At 64.1% G+C, this 20,435-nt stretch carries 16 protein-coding genes; 6 read left to right on the top strand and 10 right to left on the bottom strand.

Annotated elements, in window-relative coordinates; translation table 11 throughout:
* Positions 1-109: 109 nt before the first annotated feature.
* The 4 genes from AC3FJ6_RS25005 to AC3FJ6_RS24990 all read right to left on the bottom strand — a co-directional run bounded on the left by AC3FJ6_RS25005 (position 110) and on the right by AC3FJ6_RS24990 (position 5,365).
* The gene (locus AC3FJ6_RS25005) at positions 110-1,006 is read right to left on the bottom strand and encodes a helix-turn-helix domain-containing protein (protein ID WP_488774171.1); all 897 of its coding nucleotides are present in this window, start codon (positions 1,004-1,006) and stop codon (positions 110-112) included.
* 134 nt (positions 1,007-1,140) lie between these two features.
* A complete protein-coding gene (locus AC3FJ6_RS25000) occupies positions 1,141-2,436 on the bottom strand; it encodes an MFS transporter (protein ID WP_488774170.1) in 1,296 nt (431 codons plus the stop codon).
* Between the two features lie 201 nt (positions 2,437-2,637).
* Positions 2,638-4,230, bottom strand: a complete 1,593-nt coding sequence (locus AC3FJ6_RS24995; protein ID WP_400393454.1) for a peptide chain release factor 3 — start codon at positions 4,228-4,230, stop codon at positions 2,638-2,640.
* Between the two features lie 133 nt (positions 4,231-4,363).
* Positions 4,364-5,365, bottom strand: a complete 1,002-nt coding sequence (locus AC3FJ6_RS24990; RefSeq protein WP_153950236.1) for a YihY/virulence factor BrkB family protein — start codon at positions 5,363-5,365, stop codon at positions 4,364-4,366.
* A gap of 271 nt (positions 5,366-5,636) precedes the next feature.
* Here AC3FJ6_RS24990 and AC3FJ6_RS24985 point away from each other — a divergent pair, with 271 nt between their 5' ends.
* Both AC3FJ6_RS24985 and AC3FJ6_RS24980 read left to right on the top strand, forming a co-directional pair.
* The gene (locus tag AC3FJ6_RS24985; RefSeq protein WP_488774169.1) at positions 5,637-5,861 is read left to right on the top strand and encodes a hypothetical protein; all 225 of its coding nucleotides are present in this window, start codon (positions 5,637-5,639) and stop codon (positions 5,859-5,861) included.
* Between the two features lie 942 nt (positions 5,862-6,803).
* Complete coding sequence (locus AC3FJ6_RS24980) at positions 6,804-7,139, top strand: hypothetical protein (protein ID WP_153950239.1); 336 nt, start codon at positions 6,804-6,806, stop codon at positions 7,137-7,139.
* 163 nt (positions 7,140-7,302) lie between these two features.
* On the opposite strand, the gene AC3FJ6_RS24975 is transcribed toward AC3FJ6_RS24980, so the two are convergent.
* The 3 genes from AC3FJ6_RS24975 to AC3FJ6_RS24965 form a co-directional block, all read right to left on the bottom strand.
* Positions 7,303-8,676 carry a sigma 54-interacting transcriptional regulator gene (locus tag AC3FJ6_RS24975; RefSeq protein WP_488774168.1) on the bottom strand — a complete coding sequence of 458 codons (1,374 nt, stop codon included), beginning with the start codon at positions 8,674-8,676 and terminating at the stop codon, positions 7,303-7,305.
* Positions 8,677-8,804: 128 nt separating this feature from the next.
* Positions 8,805-9,278, bottom strand: coding sequence for a hypothetical protein (locus tag AC3FJ6_RS24970; protein WP_488774167.1), 474 nt, complete (start codon positions 9,276-9,278; stop codon positions 8,805-8,807).
* A gap of 616 nt (positions 9,279-9,894) precedes the next feature.
* Positions 9,895-11,253 (bottom strand): NCS2 family permease, encoded by a 1,359-nt coding sequence (locus tag AC3FJ6_RS24965; protein WP_488774166.1) that lies wholly within the window; start codon positions 11,251-11,253, stop codon positions 9,895-9,897.
* Positions 11,254-11,565: 312 nt separating this feature from the next.
* Here AC3FJ6_RS24965 and AC3FJ6_RS24960 point away from each other — a divergent pair, with 312 nt between their 5' ends.
* Positions 11,566-11,769 (top strand): cold-shock protein, encoded by a 204-nt coding sequence (locus AC3FJ6_RS24960; RefSeq protein ID WP_029051093.1) that lies wholly within the window; start codon positions 11,566-11,568, stop codon positions 11,767-11,769.
* Between the two features lie 1,601 nt (positions 11,770-13,370).
* The gene (locus AC3FJ6_RS24955) at positions 13,371-14,465 is read left to right on the top strand and encodes a replication protein RepA (protein ID WP_153950243.1); all 1,095 of its coding nucleotides are present in this window, start codon (positions 13,371-13,373) and stop codon (positions 14,463-14,465) included.
* A 145-nt stretch (positions 14,466-14,610) separates the two neighbouring features.
* Here the strand turns inward: AC3FJ6_RS24955 and AC3FJ6_RS24950 are convergent, their stop codons facing one another.
* Positions 14,611-14,814 carry a cold-shock protein gene (locus tag AC3FJ6_RS24950; protein WP_006159056.1) on the bottom strand — a complete coding sequence of 68 codons (204 nt, stop codon included), beginning with the start codon at positions 14,812-14,814 and terminating at the stop codon, positions 14,611-14,613.
* A gap of 416 nt (positions 14,815-15,230) precedes the next feature.
* On the opposite strand from AC3FJ6_RS24950, the gene AC3FJ6_RS24945 reads away from it, so the two are divergent.
* Both AC3FJ6_RS24945 and AC3FJ6_RS24940 read left to right on the top strand, forming a co-directional pair.
* A complete protein-coding gene (locus tag AC3FJ6_RS24945) occupies positions 15,231-15,887 on the top strand; it encodes an AAA family ATPase (RefSeq protein ID WP_343656984.1) in 657 nt (218 codons plus the stop codon).
* A 5-nt stretch (positions 15,888-15,892) separates the two neighbouring features.
* Positions 15,893-16,909 (top strand): ParB/RepB/Spo0J family partition protein, encoded by a 1,017-nt coding sequence (locus AC3FJ6_RS24940; protein WP_487522551.1) that lies wholly within the window; start codon positions 15,893-15,895, stop codon positions 16,907-16,909.
* Here AC3FJ6_RS24940 and AC3FJ6_RS24935 read toward each other — a convergent pair.
* Positions 16,901-18,538 carry a phage integrase family protein gene (locus tag AC3FJ6_RS24935; RefSeq protein WP_488774165.1) on the bottom strand — a complete coding sequence of 546 codons (1,638 nt, stop codon included), beginning with the start codon at positions 18,536-18,538 and terminating at the stop codon, positions 16,901-16,903. The genes AC3FJ6_RS24940 and AC3FJ6_RS24935 overlap by 9 nt on opposite strands.
* Before the next feature lie 1,111 nt (positions 18,539-19,649).
* Entirely contained in the window at positions 19,650-20,348 is a 699-nt protein-coding gene (locus AC3FJ6_RS24930; RefSeq protein ID WP_488770788.1) for a hydrolase, read from the bottom strand.
* Between the last annotated feature and the right edge of the window lie 87 nt (positions 20,349-20,435).

Below are 20,435 nucleotides of genomic sequence, written 5' to 3'. Positions count from 1 at the left end.
GTACCCGTTTCTGCGTGATCCCCGACGGCACAATGGCTGCCGGCGTGCGGCTCCCGGCGGGGCCTTTGGCATCACTACGGACCCCATCGGGGCCATCCATGTGCAGGATTTACAACTCGCCTGAAATTCCTGCCGCACCGCGCCATTGGCCCGGCGTGACGCCGTAGGCCGCGCGAAAGCGGTTGTTGAAGTGGCTGGCGGAGGCAAAGCCGGCGCGGCTGGCCACCTGCTGCAGGGACAGCCGCCGGTCGTCCAGCAGCGCACGCGCGCGGTCGAGCCGCGACCGCATGACCCAGGCGTGCGGCGCCATGCCGAACGACACCCGGAACATGCGCGCGAAGTGGAATTCCGACAGGCCGGCCAGTGCAGCCAGGTCGCCCAGGGTCGGATTTTCGGCGGGATGGGCGTGGATCCAGTCGGCCACGCGGCGTCTGGCCTGTGCCGACAGCCCGCCGCGCCAATCCGCCGCAGGCTGGCGCGCGCCGTGGGACAGCAGCAGATGGGTCACGGCCTGGTGCGCCATGGCGTTGCCGACCATACGGCTGTCAGGGTCCTGCCAGTCCAGCGCCACCAGTTGGCGCGACAGGGTCGCCAGCCCGGCATCCTCGACGAACAGCCGGTCCTGCAACTGCAGCGCGCGAGGCTCGGTGTCTAGCACGCGCACACAGTGCCAGGCCAGGTGTTCCGGCTGGAAGTAGAGATGCAGGAATCGCTGCGTGCCGCCCACATGCCAGGCCGATTCGTGTCCGGCCGGCAGCAGGCAAAGGCGGTCCGGGCCGCCCTTGCGATCGGGGGCATCCCGGCGATAGGTCGAATAGCCGCCTTCCAGGTACATCGACATCGTGTGGTGCCCAGGCCGGGCGTAGGCGGTGTCGTCGTGGCGGTTGCGCCAGAGCGCCAGCCCCAGGCCATCGCCCAGCACGCAGGCGCGCTCCAGAGACGCACGCGATTGCGTGAGCGCCGAAAACACGGCGTTGTCGGTGAGCGGCCGGGAGGTGTCTGCCATGGCGTGACTCTAATCCAATCCGACTGGCCTGCGGACGGATCGCGGCCACGCAGAAACGGGTACGCCCGTGCGTGCGCGCCGACATGCAAAAAGGGCGGCCAGGCCGCCCCTTCGAACGTTCGGGCCGTGCCGCATCAGCGTGCCGGCGCCGCCTTGTTGCCGGACGCGTCCGCCCCGTGAGGGCCGGTTGGATGGTCGTGCAGGCGGTCGCGGTTGGTCAGCATCGGGAACAGCTTCATCCATGCCGCCACCACCAGGATCGTGCCGGCGCCGCCCAGCAGCACCGCGCCCACCGGCCCGAGCAGCGCCGCCGTCACGCCCGACTCGAACTCGCCAAGCTGGTTCGATGCGCCGATAAATACCGAGTTGACCGCGCCCACGCGGCCGCGCATGTCATCGGGGGTATCGAGCTGCACCAGCGTCTGGCGCACCACCACACTGATCATGTCCGACGCGCCCAGCACCACCAGTGCGGCCATCGACAGCGGCAGCCACGTGGACACGCCGAACACCATCGTCGCCACGCCAAAAATGGCCACCGCGCCAAACATCACGCGGCCCACGCGGCGGTTCAGCGGATGCCGGGCCAGCCAGAGCGCCGTCACCAGCGCGCCGATGGCCGGCGACGACCGCAGCAGGCCCAGGCCCCACGGGCCGGTATGCAGGATGTCGCGCGCATAGATTGGCAACAGCGCCGTGGCGCCGCCCAGCAGCACCGCGAACAGGTCCAGGGACACGGCGCCCAGCAGCACCTGGTGGCTGCGGATATAGGCAAAGCCGGCGAACAGCGTCTTGATGCTGACCGGCGCCGTCAGGCGTTGCGCGGCCTGGCGCAGCTTCAGCGTGAACACCAGCGCCGCGGCGATGGCGAACAGCACGGCGCTGATCGCGTAGACTACCCCCGCGCCCGCCACATAGGCAAACCCGCCCAGCGCGGGGCCGATGATGATGGCGGTCTGCGCAGCCGAGCTGGCCAGCGCCACGGCGCGCGGCAACTGGCGGGGCGTGACCACGCTCGGCAGCAGCGCCTGCAGCGTGGGAGTCTCGAAGGCGCGGCAGCCGCCAATGGCCGCCACGAAGAAGAAGATGTGCTCGCTGGTGACCCAGCCCGAGAAACTGGCCACGGCCATCGACGCCGCGATCACCGCTTCGAGCATCTGGCAGGTCCGCACGATGATGCGGCGGTCGAAACGGTCGGCCACATGGCCGGACATCAAGATCAGCGCGATCGATGGCAGGAACTGCACCAGTCCCACCATGCCGAGCATGAACGGATCGCGCGTCAGGTCATACATCTGCCAGCCCACGGCGACCGTGAAGATCTGATAACCGATGGTGGTGCAGAGCCGGGCAAACCAGAAATGCCGGAAGGCGGGGTCACGAAAGACGGAATCCGGCTCGTCGGCCGGCAGCGCGGAGGCGTTGGACATGGGGCTGGAAGCGCCCTGAGGGCGCAGGAGGCAGGCAATGTACGCAGTCGCGTACAAAGCTCAGGATTCTAGCCCAGACGCCGGCATTACGCCGGGCCGGTGTTGTATCGTTGCAGACACAATGAAGTGATCAACACAGCATGCCAAAGCGGGCCCAATCCCGTCGCGGAATTGGCCCGCCATGGGCCAGCCGCAGCCGGATCAGGCGATCTCGCGCGTTTCCAGGAAGCGGATATTCGGGAAACGCTCCTGCGTGAGGCGCAGGTTGACCATGCTCGGGGCCAGGTAGACGTGATCGCCGGCACCGTCGATGGCCACGTTGTGGCCGTTCTTGTCGATCAGTTTTTCGATCTCGGCCGGATCGCCCTTGAGCCAGCGCGCCGTGGCGCATTCATGCGACTCGAAGATCGCATCGACGCCATATTCGTGCTCCAGGCGGTGCGCCACAACGTCGAACTGCAGCATGCCGACGGCGCCCAGCACCAGCTCGTTCGACATCAGCGGGCGGAACATCTGCGTGGCGCCCTCTTCGGCCAGCTGCTGCAGGCCCTTCTGCAGCTGCTTGACCTTCAGCGGATTGTTCAGGCGCGCGCGGCGGAAGAATTCGGGCGCGAACGACGGAATACCCGTGAAGCGCAGCGGCTCGCCTTCCGTGAACACATCGCCCAGACGGATGGTGCCGTGGTTCGGCACGCCGATGATGTCGCCGGCGTAGGCTTCCTCGGTCGTGTTGCGGTCCTGCGCCATGAACGTGATGGCGTTGTTGATGGCCACAGTCTTGCCCTGCGCCACGTGCAGCAGCTTCATGCCGCGGTCGAAGCGCCCCGAGCACACGCGCACGAACGCGATGCGGTCGCGGTGGCGCGGGTCCATGTTGGCCTGGATCTTGAACACGAAGCCGCTGAACTTGCCTTCCTGCGGTTCGACGGTACGCGATTCGGTCGCGCGCGCCAGCGGCGGCGGCGACAGTTCGCACAAGGCGTCCAGCAGCGACTGCACGCCGAAGTTGTTGATCGCCGAACCGAAGTACACGGGCGTCTGCCTGCCGGCCAGGAAGGCCTCGCGGTCGAACGTGTGCGACGCGCCGCGCACCAGTTCGATCTCCATGCGCAGTTCGTCGGCCTGCGAACCCAGGATGCGGTCGAGTTCGGGGTTGTCCAGGCCGTCGAGCATGGCGGCGGTACCCTTTTCGCCCTTCGGATCGAACAGCTGCACCTTGTCGTCGATCATGTGATACACGCCGCGGAAGGCCTTGCCCATGCCGATCGGCCAGGTCATCGGCGCGCACTGGATCTTGAGCACGTCCTCGATTTCGTCGAGCAACTCGATCGGCGAACGGCCTTCGCGGTCGAGCTTGTTGATGAACGTGAGGATCGGGGTGTCGCGCAGGCGGCAGACGTTCAGCAGCTTGATGGTCTGGGCTTCCACGCCATTGACGGAGTCGATCACCATCACGGCCGAGTCGACGGCCGTCAGCGTCCGGTACGTGTCTTCGGAGAAGTCCTCGTGGCCCGGCGTGTCGAGCAGGTTCACGATGTTCTCCGGGGCGTCCGGGCGCGACTGGTAGGGGAACTGCATCACCGACGACGTCACCGAGATGCCGCGCTGCTTTTCCAGCTCCATCCAGTCGGACGTGGCGTGACGGTCGGCCTTGCGCGCGCGCACTTCGCCGGCCACCTGGATGGCGCCGCCGAACCAGAGCAGCTTCTCAGTCAGCGTGGTCTTACCCGCATCCGGGTGGGAAATGATGGCAAACGTGCGGCGACGCGCAATTTCGGAAACGAGCGAACTCACGGCTTCAGGAATCGGGTAAGGGGCGATGGGCGAAAGGCGCCCGGGCTGGGCGCTGGCGCCGCTGGCATACGTTCGGGCGGGCGCCAGCGGCCTGGGAGCACCCGGGACGTGTCCCGGGGATCGGATTGGGGCGCTATTTTACCGGTTCGCGGTGCCGACCGGGGGCGTGCGTTGCCGGCGGGCGGTTTTCGCGCGCTGGATCATGCCCACGCAGGCTGCCAAACTGCAACGCGTACTGCCGCGTCAGTTCGGCGCCGAAAAAGAAAATTTGTGCCGAATAATACACCCACAGCATCAGCGCCACGACCGATCCCGCTGCGCCGTACGATGACGCCACGGCACTGTTGCCCAGATACAGCCCGATCAGCCGCTTGCCCACCGAGAACAGCAGCGCGGTGATGATGGCGCCCATCAGCACGTCCCGCCACGCGATCCGCACGTTTGGCAGCATCTTGAAAATCGTGGCGAACAGCGCGGTGACCACGGCGAACGAGAAGGCGGTGGAAATCGCGTCGGCCACGGGTGCGAACCACGAGGCCGTCCAGAGCTGGCCCCAGAATCGGTTGACCACGGCCAGGGCCGCGTTGATCACCAGCGACACGAGCAGCATGAACGCCAGCGCCAGCACGATGCTGAACGACAGCATGCGTGCGCGCAGCAGCTTTTTCCATCCGGCCCCGATGGGCGGGGGGGCCTGCCAGATATCGTCGAGGCTGCTCTTGAGCTCCGCGAACGCGCTCGTGGCGCCGACGATCAGGATGCCGAACGCGATCGTCGCCGCAATGCCGCTGCCGCCGGCGCGGTGCGTGGCGGCCAGGATGCTCTGGATGGCTGCCGCACCCTGTTCGCCCACCAGTCCGTTGAGCTGCGAGAAGATTTCACCGCGCGCGGCTTCGGCCCCGAAGAACAGGCCGGCAATGGAGATGACCAGCACCAGGATCGGCGCCATCGAGAACAGCATGTAGAACGACAGCGCCGCGCCCTTGCTGGCCGCGCGGTGATCGAACCACGCCATGATGGCGGCCGATACCACGCGCACGGTGCGGCTGCCGGTATGGCGATCGGGCAGCCAGCGCCCGCGCCGGGGGCTGGGCGGCGAGCGGTCGGGCTTCTCGGGCACGTGTTCTGAAGGCATGCCGGGGTGTCCTGGAGTGGGCTGGCGTCGGGCAGGTTCGGGCCGACCGGAAACGAGGCTGGCCTGGAGCCCTGGACCCTGGCCCCAAACATCGCCCCTGTGACGCATCCTGTCTGTCAGCCGAAGTCTGATGCGTGCGTTCATCATAGTGCGCTCGGGGCGCGGCCGACACGTCTGCCTGCTACAGTTGATCAAGGCACACATGCCGTACCGCCCGCGCCCGGTATATCCGCCGGGCACGCCGCGTGTCCGGCCCGAACAGGAGCCATACGTGATCTTCACCAAGAACGGCCAGCCCCAGCCCTTGACCGCTCACGCGGGCCGCGTGCCGTCCCGGCTGGTGCCGGGCCTGATGCTTTGCCTCGCGATGTTGTCGGGCTGCGAACGCAACCAGCCGCCGGGGCCGGGCCCCAAGCCGATATCGGGCAGCGCCGCGGCAACGTCCCCCGTGCCAGTCACGAACGGCGCCTCGGGCGCGCAGGCCGCGCCGCGCTGACGCACCCACCGCTGCCGACGCACTGCGGCACCCCGGCGGCGGGCTGTCGTGGCGTATCCGCCGCGCCCCCGGCGTACCCATTTCCGTACCCATTTCCGTACCCATTTCTGCGGGCCCTCGCCGGTATCAGGGATGCAACCGGATGCACGCGCGGTCGGCATCCAATTACCGGCGCGGCCGGACCTGCGGCCTTTCTATAGGCGTGGGGCAGTTCTGCCCCGAAAAGCAGACACCCCCGCAGGTTTGGCGGCCCCCAGGTTGCCTCTGTCCCACCTTGGCACCCGTGGGCGCCCCCTTGGCACCCGCTCGTGCGCGGCCGCGTTCGCGGCCGGCGCCTTGCATCCGGCAAGCCGCGTTTCACGCGTGACGGGTCCACGCGACCTGGCGTCCGCTTGTCGTAACACCGGCGTAACCGATTGCCGCCGCGGGGGCGTCATGGCGCGCGACATGCAGCGCGGCCCCTGCCGGCAAGCCTTGTAAAACAAGCGTTTGCACCCGATTGGCACGCTTGTCGCTCTGTTACGCATGGGAGAAGTCCGAGTCAAATAACAAAGAAAGTCAGAACGCAGGAGAAGACACTGCCATGCGTCATCCACCCGCCCGAATGACGGCGCGCCGCCGCGCCTATCGGCTTGCAGGCCCGCCCCCGTCCGTCAGGGAATTGCTCTCGCCGCCCCTGCTTCCGTCTCCACGGCAGGCCACGCGGCCGGTCACGTCGTTTTGCGCCACCGCCCATCGCAGTTCGGCCGCGCCAGCCAGCCGCCAGCGCAACGGGCATCCTGGCTGCTGACAGGCGCCTGACCGATGCATTTGGCCGGGCAGATGACGTGAAACAGGCTTTCGGGCACGCGCCCGTTGCTTTTTGGCGCGCCGGCACCTAAACAGGTTTACGTGCTCCGTCCCCCGGCGGGCACCTTTTTCCAGGAAGGGAGGGAGCCACCCATGTACGCCAGAGTGTTAGCCACCATCGCAGTGGCATTGCTCTCGACCGCGGCCGCGCCCGCACTGGCGGGCAACTACGCCTATTTCGACCGGCCGGAGGATGCAGACCTGAACAGTCACGCGGCCGTCAGCAACGATATCTACGTGCGGGCATTCGGCTGGGCCTGGGGCGACGTGCGGTTCAAGCCCGACCAGACGCCGGCACACTCCGCGCAACCGGCCGAACGGCAGGCGCGCGACTACATTACCGATCCCCACGACGTGTCGCCGGGGCGTCTGCAACATGACGACAGCGCACCGCCTCGTGGGCGCCGTGGCAAGGTCAGCATGAGCTAGGGCCGCTGGCCGGCCAGTTTGCGCGGGCCAAGCCGCGCCAGCCTTCCGCCGCTGTCCGGGCGAAAGGACGAAGGGGGTCCGGCGAGCGGACGTCGCCGGATCCCCCTTGGCGCCATTCACGTCCTGGCGCGTTTTCCTTTGCCGGTCTTCCGCGAAGTTGCCGCTAGTCTCCCGAAGCGCCTGGCTGCAAGTCCACGCGGATATTGTGCTTGTGCATCAGCCGGTAAAGCGTCACGCGCGACACGTTCAGTTCGCGCGCCGCCGGCACCACGTGGAAGCCATGGCTGGCCATCACCGTGCGGATGGCTTCGCGCTCGGCTTCTTCGCGAATGGCGTCGAGCGTCTTGCGCGGGACTTCCACCCCGCCATGCAGCTGCAGGTCCTCGGCCGTGATCTTGCGGTTGTCGGTCATCACGATCGCACGCCGCACGCGGTTGATCAGTTCGCGCACATTGCCGGGCCAGCTGTATTGCATCATGGCCTGCGTCGCACACGTGGAGAACCCGCGGATGCGGCGATGCGCCTCGTGCCCATGTTCGGCCAGCACGGCGTTGGCCAGCAGCAGGATGTCTTCGCCGCGCTCGCGCAGCGGCGGGATGGTGAGCGTCAGCACGCAGAGCCGGTGGAACAGGTCGGAGCGGAAGCGGCCATCGCCCTGCGCCGCCACCAGGTCCACGTGCGTGGCCGAGATGATGCGCAGGTCCAGCGGAATCGACTGGTGGCCGCCCAGGCGCGTGATGGTGCCCTGCTGCAGGAACCGCAGCAGCGCCACCTGGCTTTCCAGCGGCAGGTCGCCAATTTCGTCCAGGAACAGCGTGCCGCCCTGCGCCTGCTCGATCCAGCCGATCTTGCGCTGGTTGGCGCCGGTGAAAGCGCCCTTCTCGTAGCCGAACAGTTCGGACTGCACCAGGTGCGACGGAATGGCGCCGCAGTTGATGGCCACGAACGGCCCCTTGCGCCGGCTCGACGCTTCGTGGATGGCCTGAGCGGCCAGTTCCTTGCCGGTGCCCGATTCGCCGGAGATAAACACCGGGGCATCGTTGTGCGCCACCTTGGCCAGCGACCGGAACATGGCACGCATCGGCTGGCATTCGCCGATCATGGGTCCGCGCGTGTTCTGCTCGGGCATGCGCGCGCCGTGCAGGCTGGCCATGCCGTGGGCGTGCTTGAGCGTGTAGAGCAGTTCGTCGAACGAAAACGGCGTGCGCACGTAATCCACGCAATAGTCCCGGATAAGCCGGCGTACGCGTTCGTCCTCGAGCATGGCCGTCGAAGTAATGGCCACCCACATGACATGCAGATGCTGCAGTCCCTGCTCGAGCTGGGTCAGCTCGGCGTCGGTGTACGGCGCCTGCAGGTCGATGATGCCGGCCATCGGCGCGCTGCCGCGCACCGTGCGCTCCAGGTCTCGCACCTGTTGCACACGCCGGATTTCCCAGCCCGATCCGAACTGGGATGCACTGAAACCAAAATCCTCATAGCGCGACACGAGCACGATCTGTGCGGTGCGTGCGGGCGCCTTGCACAGTCGGTCCATGACGTTCTCCCTGACGTTGGGCTTCTTGTTGGTCGCAACGGAACCGGCGGCACGCGCGGCCGAGGGCCATTCGGCCCGGCCCGGTTCCGCCGGCTGCGCGGGCTGGCCCGCGCGCAACGTCTGGGGGATCACGGCGTGGACAAACTGCGTGATGGGTCTTCGAGCACGCTGGCACGATCGCCGGCCGCGCACAGTTCGTCGCGGATACGGCGGCGCACCATGTCTTTCTCGCGCATGAGCTCGATGCTGGGCGACTCCGGTTTCTGGCCCGAATACTGGTAATACAGCGCCTTGTACGTCAGCTGGCTCAGGATCCATTCCTGCAGCAGCAGGCGCTGGCGGCACAGTTCGTTGGCCAGCAGGCGATGGCGCTGCAACAGCCCCTCGACTGCGGCGCGCGTGCGCGGCGAGAGTTCGTGGTCTTCGGCAAGCACGGCGGCAACGTCGGTGATGGCGTAGTCCTCGTGCCCTGCATCGCTCCCTTCATGCAGCGCGATGTCTGCGGAGGCTTCTCCCAGGGCTTTCCATTGGCCCTGCGCCGGCTGGCTGCCAGGCTGGCTGATGGGCCCGACGGCGGGACGCCGGATTTCTCCTGCGGTCATGATCTGTTCCCCGTTGAACAACATCCCCCGGCACTACACGTTCGCGTTTACCACTTTCTGTTCTGGATTCGAGCTGTCTTTGTCCGGTGCGCATGGATGTTCGCGCACTCTTTCTTTCGTGGTGGCGAAGCCGTCCTGCGAGGACGGTCTCATGATCGGCTGGCCCCGTTCTGGTGCTACCGGCGGGCCTCGCCAATTTGCTGTCGCGTGCGGTCGATGCGCGTCGACGGCGCCCGGATCCCGGAGTCAACAAAGGGCGCTCTTGCGCGCCCTCAAATTTTTGCCACGCCTCTAGTTCAGTGCATTTCCCCCCTTTTGTCCAGCCCGGAATGTTGGCTGTCAGCCAAGTCTCATACTTTTGTATGAGACTTGGAAGCGGCTTTCGACTGCGCCTTACTAGGTTAATGAGCACTTACATTCGTCGCAGAAACGGGTACGTCGTCGCGCTGCCGCACATCCGTTTGATACGCAGAAACAGGTACGCGTACATTCAGCGGCAGCGCCGGATGTCATCGTTTTCATTTTGAATGTGTCAAACCACGCGCCGCAATGCAAAGGGGATGGCGTTTCGGCCATCCCCACTTGTTTCATGAAACCTTCGCGCGCTGCGCGCCGGTCAATGCCCAGGCAAGTAGTAGAACTTGAACAGGAACACCGCGGCGATGATCCATGCCATCACCGGCACATCCCTGGCGCGGCCCGTCAGCAGCTTCAGCGCGGCATACGAGATAAAGCCGAAGGCCACGCCGTTGGCCACCGAATAGGTAAACGGCATGGCCAGCGCGGTCAGGACGGCGGGCACCACTTCGGTGACATCGCTCCAGTCGATGTCGACGAGCTCGCGCAGCATCAGGCACGACACGTACAGCAACGCCGGCGCGGTGGCATAGGCCGGGACCGTGCCGGCCAGCGGCGCGATGAACAGGCACGCCAGGAACAGCACGGCCACCGTGACGGCGGTGAGGCCCGTGCGGCCGCCCGCCTGCACGCCCGACGCACTTTCGATATAGGCAGTGGTGGAAGACGTACCGAGCAGCGAACCCGCCATGATCGCGGTGCTGTCAGCCATGAGGGCCTTGTTCAGGCGGTCCATCTTGCCGGCCTTGAGCAGCCCCGCACGGTTGGCCACCCCCATCAGCGTGCCCGTGGCGTCAAACAGCTCCACCAGGAAGAACACCAACACCACGTTGACGATGCCGATCGACAGCGCGCCGGAGATATCGAGCTTGAACAGCGTGGGCGAGATCGAAGGCGGCGCCGACACCACGCCGTGGAACTGGTTGCCCGCGAAAATGAAGCTGAGCACCGTGGTCAGCAGAATGCCGATCAGGATGGCGCCCTTCACCTTGAGCCGGTCCAGCGCCACGATTGCCAGGAAGCCAATGATGGCCAGCACGGCCTGCGGCTGGTGCAGGTCGCCGATGGTGACCAGCGTTGCGGGATTGCCGGTGATGATGCCCGCACTGTGCAACGCGATGATGGCAAGGAACAGACCGATACCGGCGGTAATGGCGCCGCGAATCGCGACGGGAATGCCCTTGACGATGGCTTCGCGTACGCGGAACAGCGTCACCACGAGGAACAGGCAGCCCGAGATGAACACGGCCCCCAGCGCAGCCTGCCACGGCAGGCCCATGCCTTTGACCACGGTATAGGCAAAGTAGGCGTTCAGCCCCATGCCAGGCGCCATGGCAATCGGGTAGTTGGCATAGAAGCCCATGATCAGCGTGCCGATGGCGGCAGCCAGGCACGTGGCCACGAAGACGGCATCCTTCGGCACGCCGGCATCGCCCAGGATGCTCGGGTTCACGAAGATGATGTAGGCCATCGTCAGGAACGTTGTGACGCCGGCCAGCACTTCGGTGCGCACGTCGGTGTTGTGTTCGCGCAGGCGGAAGAGGCGCTCCACAAGGCTCGATGAGGGGGATGCGGCGGATGGATGGCTTGGCCGGGGGGCCTGTTCAGGGGTGGACATGGTGTCTCCGGGGTGCTCGGGCGGCGCGTGCGACACGCGTCGCCGGGTGCCGTGTTGACTCGACAATGCGGAAAAGGCCGGATCATCCCACAAGCCGCCAGGGGCTTCCAGCCCCGGCCGGGGAATCCCTGCCTTGACGAGACCGGCAATCCCCCGTATAAATCTCCGCCAGATTCAAGCGACGAGGCAACAGTTCATTCGTTAGCCAACGTCTTGGTACTTCGGTTGTCCATGGTGTCCTTTCCTTGAGTTGGCAATACGGTGGTGTGCGCACCATCGGTTTCTTTTTTATTTTTTTTGGAAAGCAATACCATGCAAACCGGTATCGTAAAGTGGTTCAACGACGCCAAGGGCTTCGGTTTCATCAAGCCGGACGCCGGCGGTGACGATCTGTTCGCGCACTTCTCGGAAGTCCGCGCCGAGGGCTTCAAGTCGCTGCAAGAAAACCAACGCGTGTCGTTCGAAGTCAAGAACGGCCCGAAGGGCCTGCAAGCGGCTAACATCACCCCGATGTAAGTCCAGGCTGCACGCGCGCTTCGGCGTGCGTCGCGTCCAAAAAAACCCGCCATCGGCGGGTTTTTTTTCGTCCGTCCACGGCGGACAGCTCCAGGCTGCTGTTGCGGATGCGGCGTATTCGCGACACGCGGCCCCTGTCGCCTCCTGGCGTAGAACGCCGGCGTCACGGTCCGCCTCCGCACATCCCTTCTGTCCTTGCACGCTCCCGTCGGCTGCACCTCGCAGAAACGGGTACGCATTCCCCAGGCCGCCTGACTGTCGCCGCAGAAACGGGTACGCCCGTCGTGGGCGTCGGCGCAGAAATGGGTACGGACCGCGCCGTCGCGCCTTCCTTGTGACGGGATTACAACAGGTTTGTGCAACGCAGAAACAGGTACGCTTTTTTGCTTTATATGGCTTTTGAGGCACCTGGCATCGGGAGTTATCCCGCCTAATGTTTGGGCAAGGCAGTTTTCCCCGCAGAATCGGGTTCGCATGTTCGGGCGCCCATGAATACAGGGCTGCGACGCAGGCGCTGCGCAGAAACGGGTACGGTTTACGGCCACCGGCGGCCGCAGAAATGGGTACGCAACGGATTTGCAGGCACTTCCGAGTCTCCGTCCGCGTTCCCGCGATGGCCGCCAACCACGCAGAAACAGGTACGCAGGCTGCCGCAGCATGCTTGATTCGCGGTGTGCAAAGTGATGGCTGGCTCTGCGTATACCCGTTGATGCAGCGTTGACGTATACCCGCGGTCGCCGTATCACCGCGGGGGCAGCTCGCAGAAATGGGTACGGCCGGCAAGCAACGGTCCATTTTTCAGGACGCAGAAACGGGTACGCCTTGGTGGATGGGGCGCCTGGAAGTTAGGTTCCGCAGATTTGGGTACGCCGCAGAAACTGGTTCGACAGGGCAGCATGGGAGCCTCCAACCCTGTATACGCAGAATCGGGTTCGTTTTCTGGCCATCCAGGCGCAGAAACGGGTACGCAACGCACCCGGAACGCGGCGCGCGGCCGCCAGGGCGTACCTGATTCTGCGGGGATAAGGCCCTCCATCGCCCCGCGCAAGCCACGGTGACTGCCGGTTCGGCCCATGCCGCGCAGAAACGGGTACGCTTTGTGCTCGACTTTCTGTGGAAAAGCCTGTGGGATCAGTGACTTATCCCCGCAGATTTCGGTTCGCCGATTTCGCTGAAACGGGTTCGCCTGGCCGCAGATTCGGGTTCGGGGCTACGCAGAAACGAGTACGGATGGCCGCAGAAACGGGTACAGAGGGGGTCGAAAAACGCTTTGCAATCAATGGGCTTGGCGCTCCGTATACGGTTTACGAGTAGTTAACCCGTATCGGTATCGTTTACTTGTAGTGGATGAGCAGCCAACCGTGGACAACCCTGGCGGGTTGCCCACCGTGCGGCCGCCATCTCACCAATCGCCAGATACTCTGGCCAGTCAACACAAACAGCCTGCAGGACAGGCCTTGCGTTGCCCGACCGATGTCCCGACCGACGCGCTGGAGAGGGCAAACGGCATCCTCGCCAGATAAACACGTATACGTACCCGTTTCTGCGTGACAACGTATACGTGATCGCGTAAAAAGGCGGGTAATCCGAAGCCCATCAATATGTCGATCAAACGCTCTATGGCCTCCGAGGGAGAACGTGCCGTCCTGGAAGCGGACGCGGAACCGTCCCGCATCATCATTCCCGGGAACGAGAACGCCCTCGCGCCGTCCGAGAAATTCCAGCGTCTTTTCGACGAAGCCCAGGCCATGGAGCGCGAAGACGCGTGGCAAAGTGGCGAAGTAGGCTTCCTGAGCCGTGCAAGCGTGCAGGTCACCCTGCCGTATCGCGCACCGAAGGGCGCGCCGCCCGTCTGGACACGCACCAGCGGCAATATCTCGCTGATGATTCAGCCTGGCTACTTCACGCAGCAACGCTCCGAGCGCGCGTCGAATGGCCGGCAGAAGCTTGTCTCCGAAACCGTGTCGCTGGGATACCCGTACGGCTCCTACCCGCGCCTGATGCTTGCCTGGATCGGCAAGGAGATCATGGCCAAGAAGAAGCGCGGCGAATTCACCGGAACGGTGGAAGACCGTCGTATTTCGCTTGGCAACTCGCTGTCGGAGTTCATGTACAACCTTGGCATTCCGATGGCCACGGGGGGCAAGCGCGGCACGATGACGCTGGTACGCCAGCAGATGATCCGGCTGTTTTCGGCCACGATCGCCATCGTCCAGAACAAGTCGGTGCCAGTGCCGAATCAGGCACCGAATCATGAGCCTCTGTCGATCGATCGGGTCGGTTATTTGCTGGCCGATCAGCTGTCGACCTGGTGGGATCCGATGCAGCCTGGGCAGGGCTCGATGTTCGAGAGCTTTGTCGTGCTGTCGGAGCCGTTCTTCAATGAGCTGGTCAACCGGCCTGTTCCGGTCGACATGCGCGCCCTCAAGGCGCTGAAGCAGTCGCCGTTCGCGCTCGACGTGTATTCCTGGCTTACCTACCGGTTCTTCACGATCCAGCGGCGGACGGAGATCCCGTGGGAAGCGTTGCAGATGCAGTTCGGGACCGAAACGGAGAGCGAACGCAAGTTCCGGGCGCTGTTCCGCAAGGCGCTCAAGGACGTGCTCGTTGTCTATCCCGGCGCGAAGGTCGATGCGGACTCGTCCAAGGCGCTGATCCTCCAGCCGTCGCGTACGAGCGTGCGCAAGCTCGGATAAGGGCTTGTAGCAGGGGCCAGCGCGGCGTGGCGTCCCAGGCGGGGGGACGGGCCGGCTGAAAAGCAGGAAGGGCAAGCATGCGCTTGCCCTTCTTGCTTACCGGTCAGTCATCTCGACGACCGCCGGGAAACTGCAGCGGTTCGCTTCAGGCCGGCTTGATCGCAGAAGCCTGGAGGCCCTTCGGACCTTGCTTGACTTCAAACGTCACGCGCTGACCATCCTTCAGGGTCTTGAAACCCGAGCCCTGAATCTCCGAGAAGTGGGCAAACAGGTCTGCGCCGCCATCGTCGGGAGTAATGAAGCCGAAACCCTTGGTCTCGTTGAACCACTTGACCGTACCGGTTGCCATAAGAAAGTCCTTTCGAAGCAAGTTCGTTTTACACAACGCAAACAACCGTTCAAGCACGCTGGGGTCTCGTAGATACCGAACGGAAGTCAACGAGTTGACACGACTTGACTCGACTGTAACGGGCATCATAACCACATTGTGTTGCGGTGTCATGTGCGCGGTAATGCGCACTACCTTTACTTTAGGCGGATTCTGTACCGCTTTTCAAGAAGAAGAATCCCCAAAGTTGATATAGGCGGTTTGTCCCACCAACGCACTTCCAGCGCGCTGACGCGCCCTCGCTGCCGCTTTGCCCAACGCTTCCAATTTATTTAAATTTTCGAAAATGGGTTGTAGCGCACTGTGGGATTGGCTAAAGTTTCGCCTTGATTGAACACCCATCATTCGCGCTTTCAGCGCTGAAAGTGAGGCCCCAAGTGGCAGCAAAAATCATCACCGTTTTCAACCAGAAGGGCGGCTGCGGCAAGACCACCGTCAGCATGCATCTCGCTGGCACATTGGGACTCCGTGGCGCGCGCTCGATGCTTGTCGACATGGATGAGCAGGGCACCGCCACCAGATGGGCAGCGCAGGCCAGCGATGAACGGCCCTTCCCGGCTTCTGTCATCGGGCTCGCGCCCTCTGGCGGCGCCATGCATCGGGAAGTGCGCAAGTTTGTGCATGACTACGACTACATTCTTGTCGACTGCCCGCCGGCCGTGCATTCGGCGGCGCCGTCCAGTGCGCTGCTGATTTCCGACCTGGCGATTATTCCCGTGGTCCCGTCGCCGCCCGATTTGTGGGCCGCCGTTGCGGCCAAGACATTGGCGCAGCATGCGCAGGTACAGAACGAGACCCTGCAGATTCGCGTCATGGCGAACATGGTCCAACGACGCGTTTCCATCGCGCGACAGGCTATCGAGATTCTTGGCGACGACGGTGACGTGCCCCTGCTGAATTCGATGATCGGTTCGCGCTCGGCGTTTCGCGAGTGCCAGGCGATCGGCTGCACGGTCCATGGAGTTCCGGGTGCGCGGGAGGCGATCCAGGAAGTCGACATGATGGTGGACGAGGTCCTGTCCTTGATTGAGTAATACGAATGGCAACGAAACTGAAAAGCCTGAAGGCCGGCATGCTCGCCGGCATGGCCGCGGAAAAGACCCGCAGCGATGCGATCGACCGGTTCGCACGTGCGGAAGCCGCGCTGTCCGAACATCCGAATGGCCTTTTGCAGAACCAGCGCCCCCCGCAGGCGTCGGCGACTTTCAGCGCTGAAAGTGCGGTCGCCAATGCGGAAGGTCGGCTGCTGATTCGCGTGCCCATCGCGAACCTGCACGACAACCCCTTCAACGCGCGACGCATTTACGATCCTGCCGTGGTGCAGGAGCGCGCCGCATCGATCGCCACGCATGGCCAGAAGACGCCAGGTCTGGCTGCCCCCGATCCTGCGCGGCCAGGGCAATACATCCTGATCGACGGTCACTATCGAAAGCGCGCCCTGGCATCCGCCGGCAAGCTGGAGATGGAGTGCTTTATCGAGGACGATCTTAGCGACCTCGATTTTTACCGGCTCTCGTTCCTGCTTAACGAGCAGCGATCGGACCAGTCTGCACTGGACAACGCCATTGCCTGGCGCCAACTGCTGGACGAAGGCAAGGTCCAGAAAGAAGAAGAGATCTGTGAACTGACCGGGATGTCCGCTGGCACGGTCAACAAGACGCTGGCGCTACTGAAGTTGCCTGAATCGGTGCTCGCTGTCATGCGCGAGCGGCCCAGCGCCATCGGCATCTCGGCCGGCTACGAGTTGACCCTCTATTGCAAGATCGCTGGCGAGGATCGCACGCGCGAGCTGGCCACGCGGATCATGAACGACGGGCTGTCGAGCCGCGAGGTGGAATCGATCCGGAAACACGCGCAAGAAGGCAAGTCTCGCAAGGTCAAGGAAATCAGCCGCCAGTACAAGATTCGCACCGAGGCGGGTCAACTGCTGGGGACGATCAAGGAATGGGATTCCGGACGCATCATGCTCGATGTCCAGCTGACCGACCGCAACGCTCGGGAAGATCTGCTGGAAGTCCTGAAGGCCCGCTTCGGCCTGGACAAGACGCTACTCTGATCTCGGGAGCCTGAGCTGGCGGGGTGTGAACGCCGCCGGCACATCGTCACGCGCGGCGGCGAAGCGCCGCCAGCTGACGCGGAGCAGCCGCTCCAGCCCGCTCGAAGAATAGCCGGCTGCGGTCTGGGACCGCTTCGCGCGACCCCGTTCGGTGTCAGGGAAATCAACCGGTGCGAGCAAGGCGGCGTCGGGACGCTCGCCCGAAAAACTGCCGTCCCATTCCAGCTCGCGATCGCCCCAGTGCATCCGCAGCGCCTGCCACACGTCGGCGTCCAGCGAGATATCTCCCGCCCTTGCGGCACTCTTTGCCGCCAATGCCAGATGGACGCCGGCGACACCGGGAGCCAAATGCGCGAGGCGAAGCGTAGATAGTTCTGTTACGCGAAGTCCGTGCCGTGCAATCAGCAAGGCCGCGGCCCGTGCTGCGCGCTGCTGGGGCGACGGCGTATCGTTCGCAAGCCAGTCCAGGAAGCGATCGACCGGAATCGTCGACACCGCGCGCAGCGTGTCGGGCGAAGTCGGTGGCACCTCCACCACCGAGGTGTCTGCCGACAAGGCCTGCGGCGGGGTGAGCGCATCGTACGCATCCAAAGGAACTGACTCGCGTGCCTGTCGGCCGCGTTTGCGCGGCACTTCGTTATGAAGCGCGCCAAGTAGCGACCGGACTACGCGCAGGGCAGCTTCGCAGGAACTGGTACGCAAAGGCCCTTCGAATGGCCGCCAATGCACCTTGTCGCGTGCGCTGGCGGGGCCGCACCAGAAGTCAGCCGGTTGGGGGTCGCCGAGAAACGACTGGTACGCCGCCAGGTCTGCGGCGGACAGCGCGCGCAGTGAACGGCCCTGTCGCGCGGCCCACAGCAACAAACGTTCGGCCTCGCGCCGATAGCTCTTCCAGGTGTTCGGCGATGATTTCTTTGTCGTCAGCCAATGCCGTACCAGGCGCAGATCTTCGGCCAGTTCCCTTTCGAGGGCAGTGCGCCCGCCGTCCATGCGCATCCATTCCAAGGGGATGGGCACGCGCATGGCCGGAGATAACGGGGCCGGTAAAAGCGCCTTTCGCGCCACAAAATCATCGGGTAAAAGTACAAAATCCCGCAGCTTGATGTCGGACGTTGCCTGCTGACCGGCCAGCCAGCGCACCACGGTTTCGCAGGATCTTCTACCGATTCGGGGGACGTGACGCCACCAACTGCTACCTCGCCGATTGGCCAATGTCACGAGATCGGCGATGGTATGGATGTCCGCGGCCATCAGTCGCCGGGCCAGGCTGGGTCCGAACCACAGCGTTACACGGTGGGACGGCAGAGGCCGCCCCTGACCCAGCTGTTCGATCGACGACAGCGCCTCGACCCGGCGGGACATGCCTGTGTCTGACCGGCCGCGCAGCGCCTCGAACATCTCGGCGATATCCGGGCGGTCGTGCTGGAGGGCAAACTGCACCAGCCGATCGCGCAGCGACAGAATGCGTTGGATCGCCTGATGCTCGGTCAGATCATCATCGTCATCGGGATCCAACAGATAGCGGTTGGCGATATCGATTGGGCGCATGCCCTGCGCATACGCACGGACCACCGCGAATTCGGTGCGGGTCAGCTTTGTCGCCGCCAGGGTGTCGTGATCAGCGGACACGCTTGGGCTCCAGATACTGTGCCGTTAGAAGCACATTAATACCTTGAATCGGTCGCTGTTGTCGACTTCCCACGGCGTCCGTAGCAGCCTCGTGGCGGAGCGGAGCGCCGAAACCGCCGCATATGGGCGTAGCTACGTAAGTGACTGATTTGCAACCGAAAGTTTTCATCCCCAATCCTGACCGGCCCATTCTGCACATCAAAGTGCAATGCAAATTATTTTAATGCAAGCTGGCGCACATGGGGAAATTCAGGCGGAGACAAGGTGACAGCAGCACGGCGACCGATTTGAAGGGCTGAGGGCCCATATGGCCGAAGATCTCGCCTGGCATGGACGATACCAGAAGCCAGGCGGCCCCATGGCGCCTTAGCGGCTGGGTAGGGCGCGAGTACGGCCAGGGAGGCCAAGCGCCGTCGCGACAACAAGGTTTCAGGGCCCGCCAAGCGGGTGCTTGGAAAGATGCCTGTGGCACGCTCCCTGCCCCCGCGCGGCATCTCCGCATGCCGGACGTGCGCCTCAAATCCAGCTAACGAATGTGAGCCCGGTTTCAGCGGTGGCCTTCATTCGTGCCGCGTGCGAACGCGGCGAGGACCGGGGCAAGACATCCGCCGCTCGATGCGCTTCGCCTACAGCGGGCCAACGCGTCCTTGGGGCCACTGAGAGTGCGCAGCAGCCGCTTTCGGGTAATGGATCGCGGGTTGCCGCAGTGCCCTCCAGCGAGAAAATCGCGTCGTTGCTAGTGTCATTCCGCAGCGTTGATTTAAAAGGAATTTCATACGCAGCAGTGAGTACGCTTTGGGTCCGGCGACGTGGTTATCGACGCATGGAAGTGCAGGGCGAGCGAGTCTCTCGAAGCGCAACGGGCGTATACGTATAGGCGTATACGCATTCCGCTACCGGCTTGCCTCCCGGTTCCGTCACGGCGCACCCAGCGGAAAAAACCGCAAAATACGCATCATTCGTTCGAATGATTTTTCCCTGGCTCAAGAGCGATCGCGTCACTAATCCACCGAATAAATTGCGTCGAACGAACACGGGCACGCGAGCGCCACCCCGGTGGGTGATGGCGCTCGCGTGCCCGCGTCTTGTGGGAGGTGTTGGAGGTCTTCGATCAGTACTCGATCACCGGCGCATGCACCGGCGCGATCGACGGATGAGCGCTTTGCGTGCGCTGGGCGGCCTTGTGCACCATCGTGTAGGCGTAGTCGATGCCCATGCCGTAGGCACCCGAGTGTTCCTTCGCCAGGCCCGTCACCGCGTCGTACGTTTCCTTGTTCTTCCAGTCACGCTGCCATTCCAGCAGCACCTGCTGCCACGTCACCGGCACCACGCCGGCCTGGATCATGCGCTGCATGGCGTAGTCGTGCGCTTCCTTGGTGGTGCCGCCCGAGGCGTCGGCCACCATGTAGATCTCGTAATCCCCCTCGAGCATGGCGCTCAGGGCGAAGGTCGTGTTGCACACTTCGGTCCACAGGCCCGCCACGACGATCTTCTTGCGGCCGTTGGCGGCCAGCGAATCGCGCACCTTCTGGTCGTCCCACGAGTTCATCGAGGTGCGTTCGAGCGTTGGCTTGCCCGGGAAGACGTCGAGCAGTTCCGGGTAGGTGTAGCCGGAGAACGATTCGCTCTCGACGGTGGTGATGGTGGTCGGCACGTCGAAGATCTTCGCGGCCTTGGCCAGGCCCACGACGTTGTTCTTCATGGTCTGGCGGTCCATCGACTGCACGCCAAAGGCCATCTGGGGCTGGTGGTCGATGATGATCAGCTGGCTGTTGCGCGGGGTCAGGACTTGCAGTTTGGCGTTCGACATGATGGGCTCCGGTATTAAAAACGATTCAATAAGTTTGAGGTGTTATCGGGCGGCGCTGGCTTCGCTTCGTTCGTTTCGCTGCGTTGC

The organism is Cupriavidus sp. 94F1 (assembly GCF_057798875.1).
This window is presented reverse-complemented; position numbering and strand designations above follow the sequence as displayed.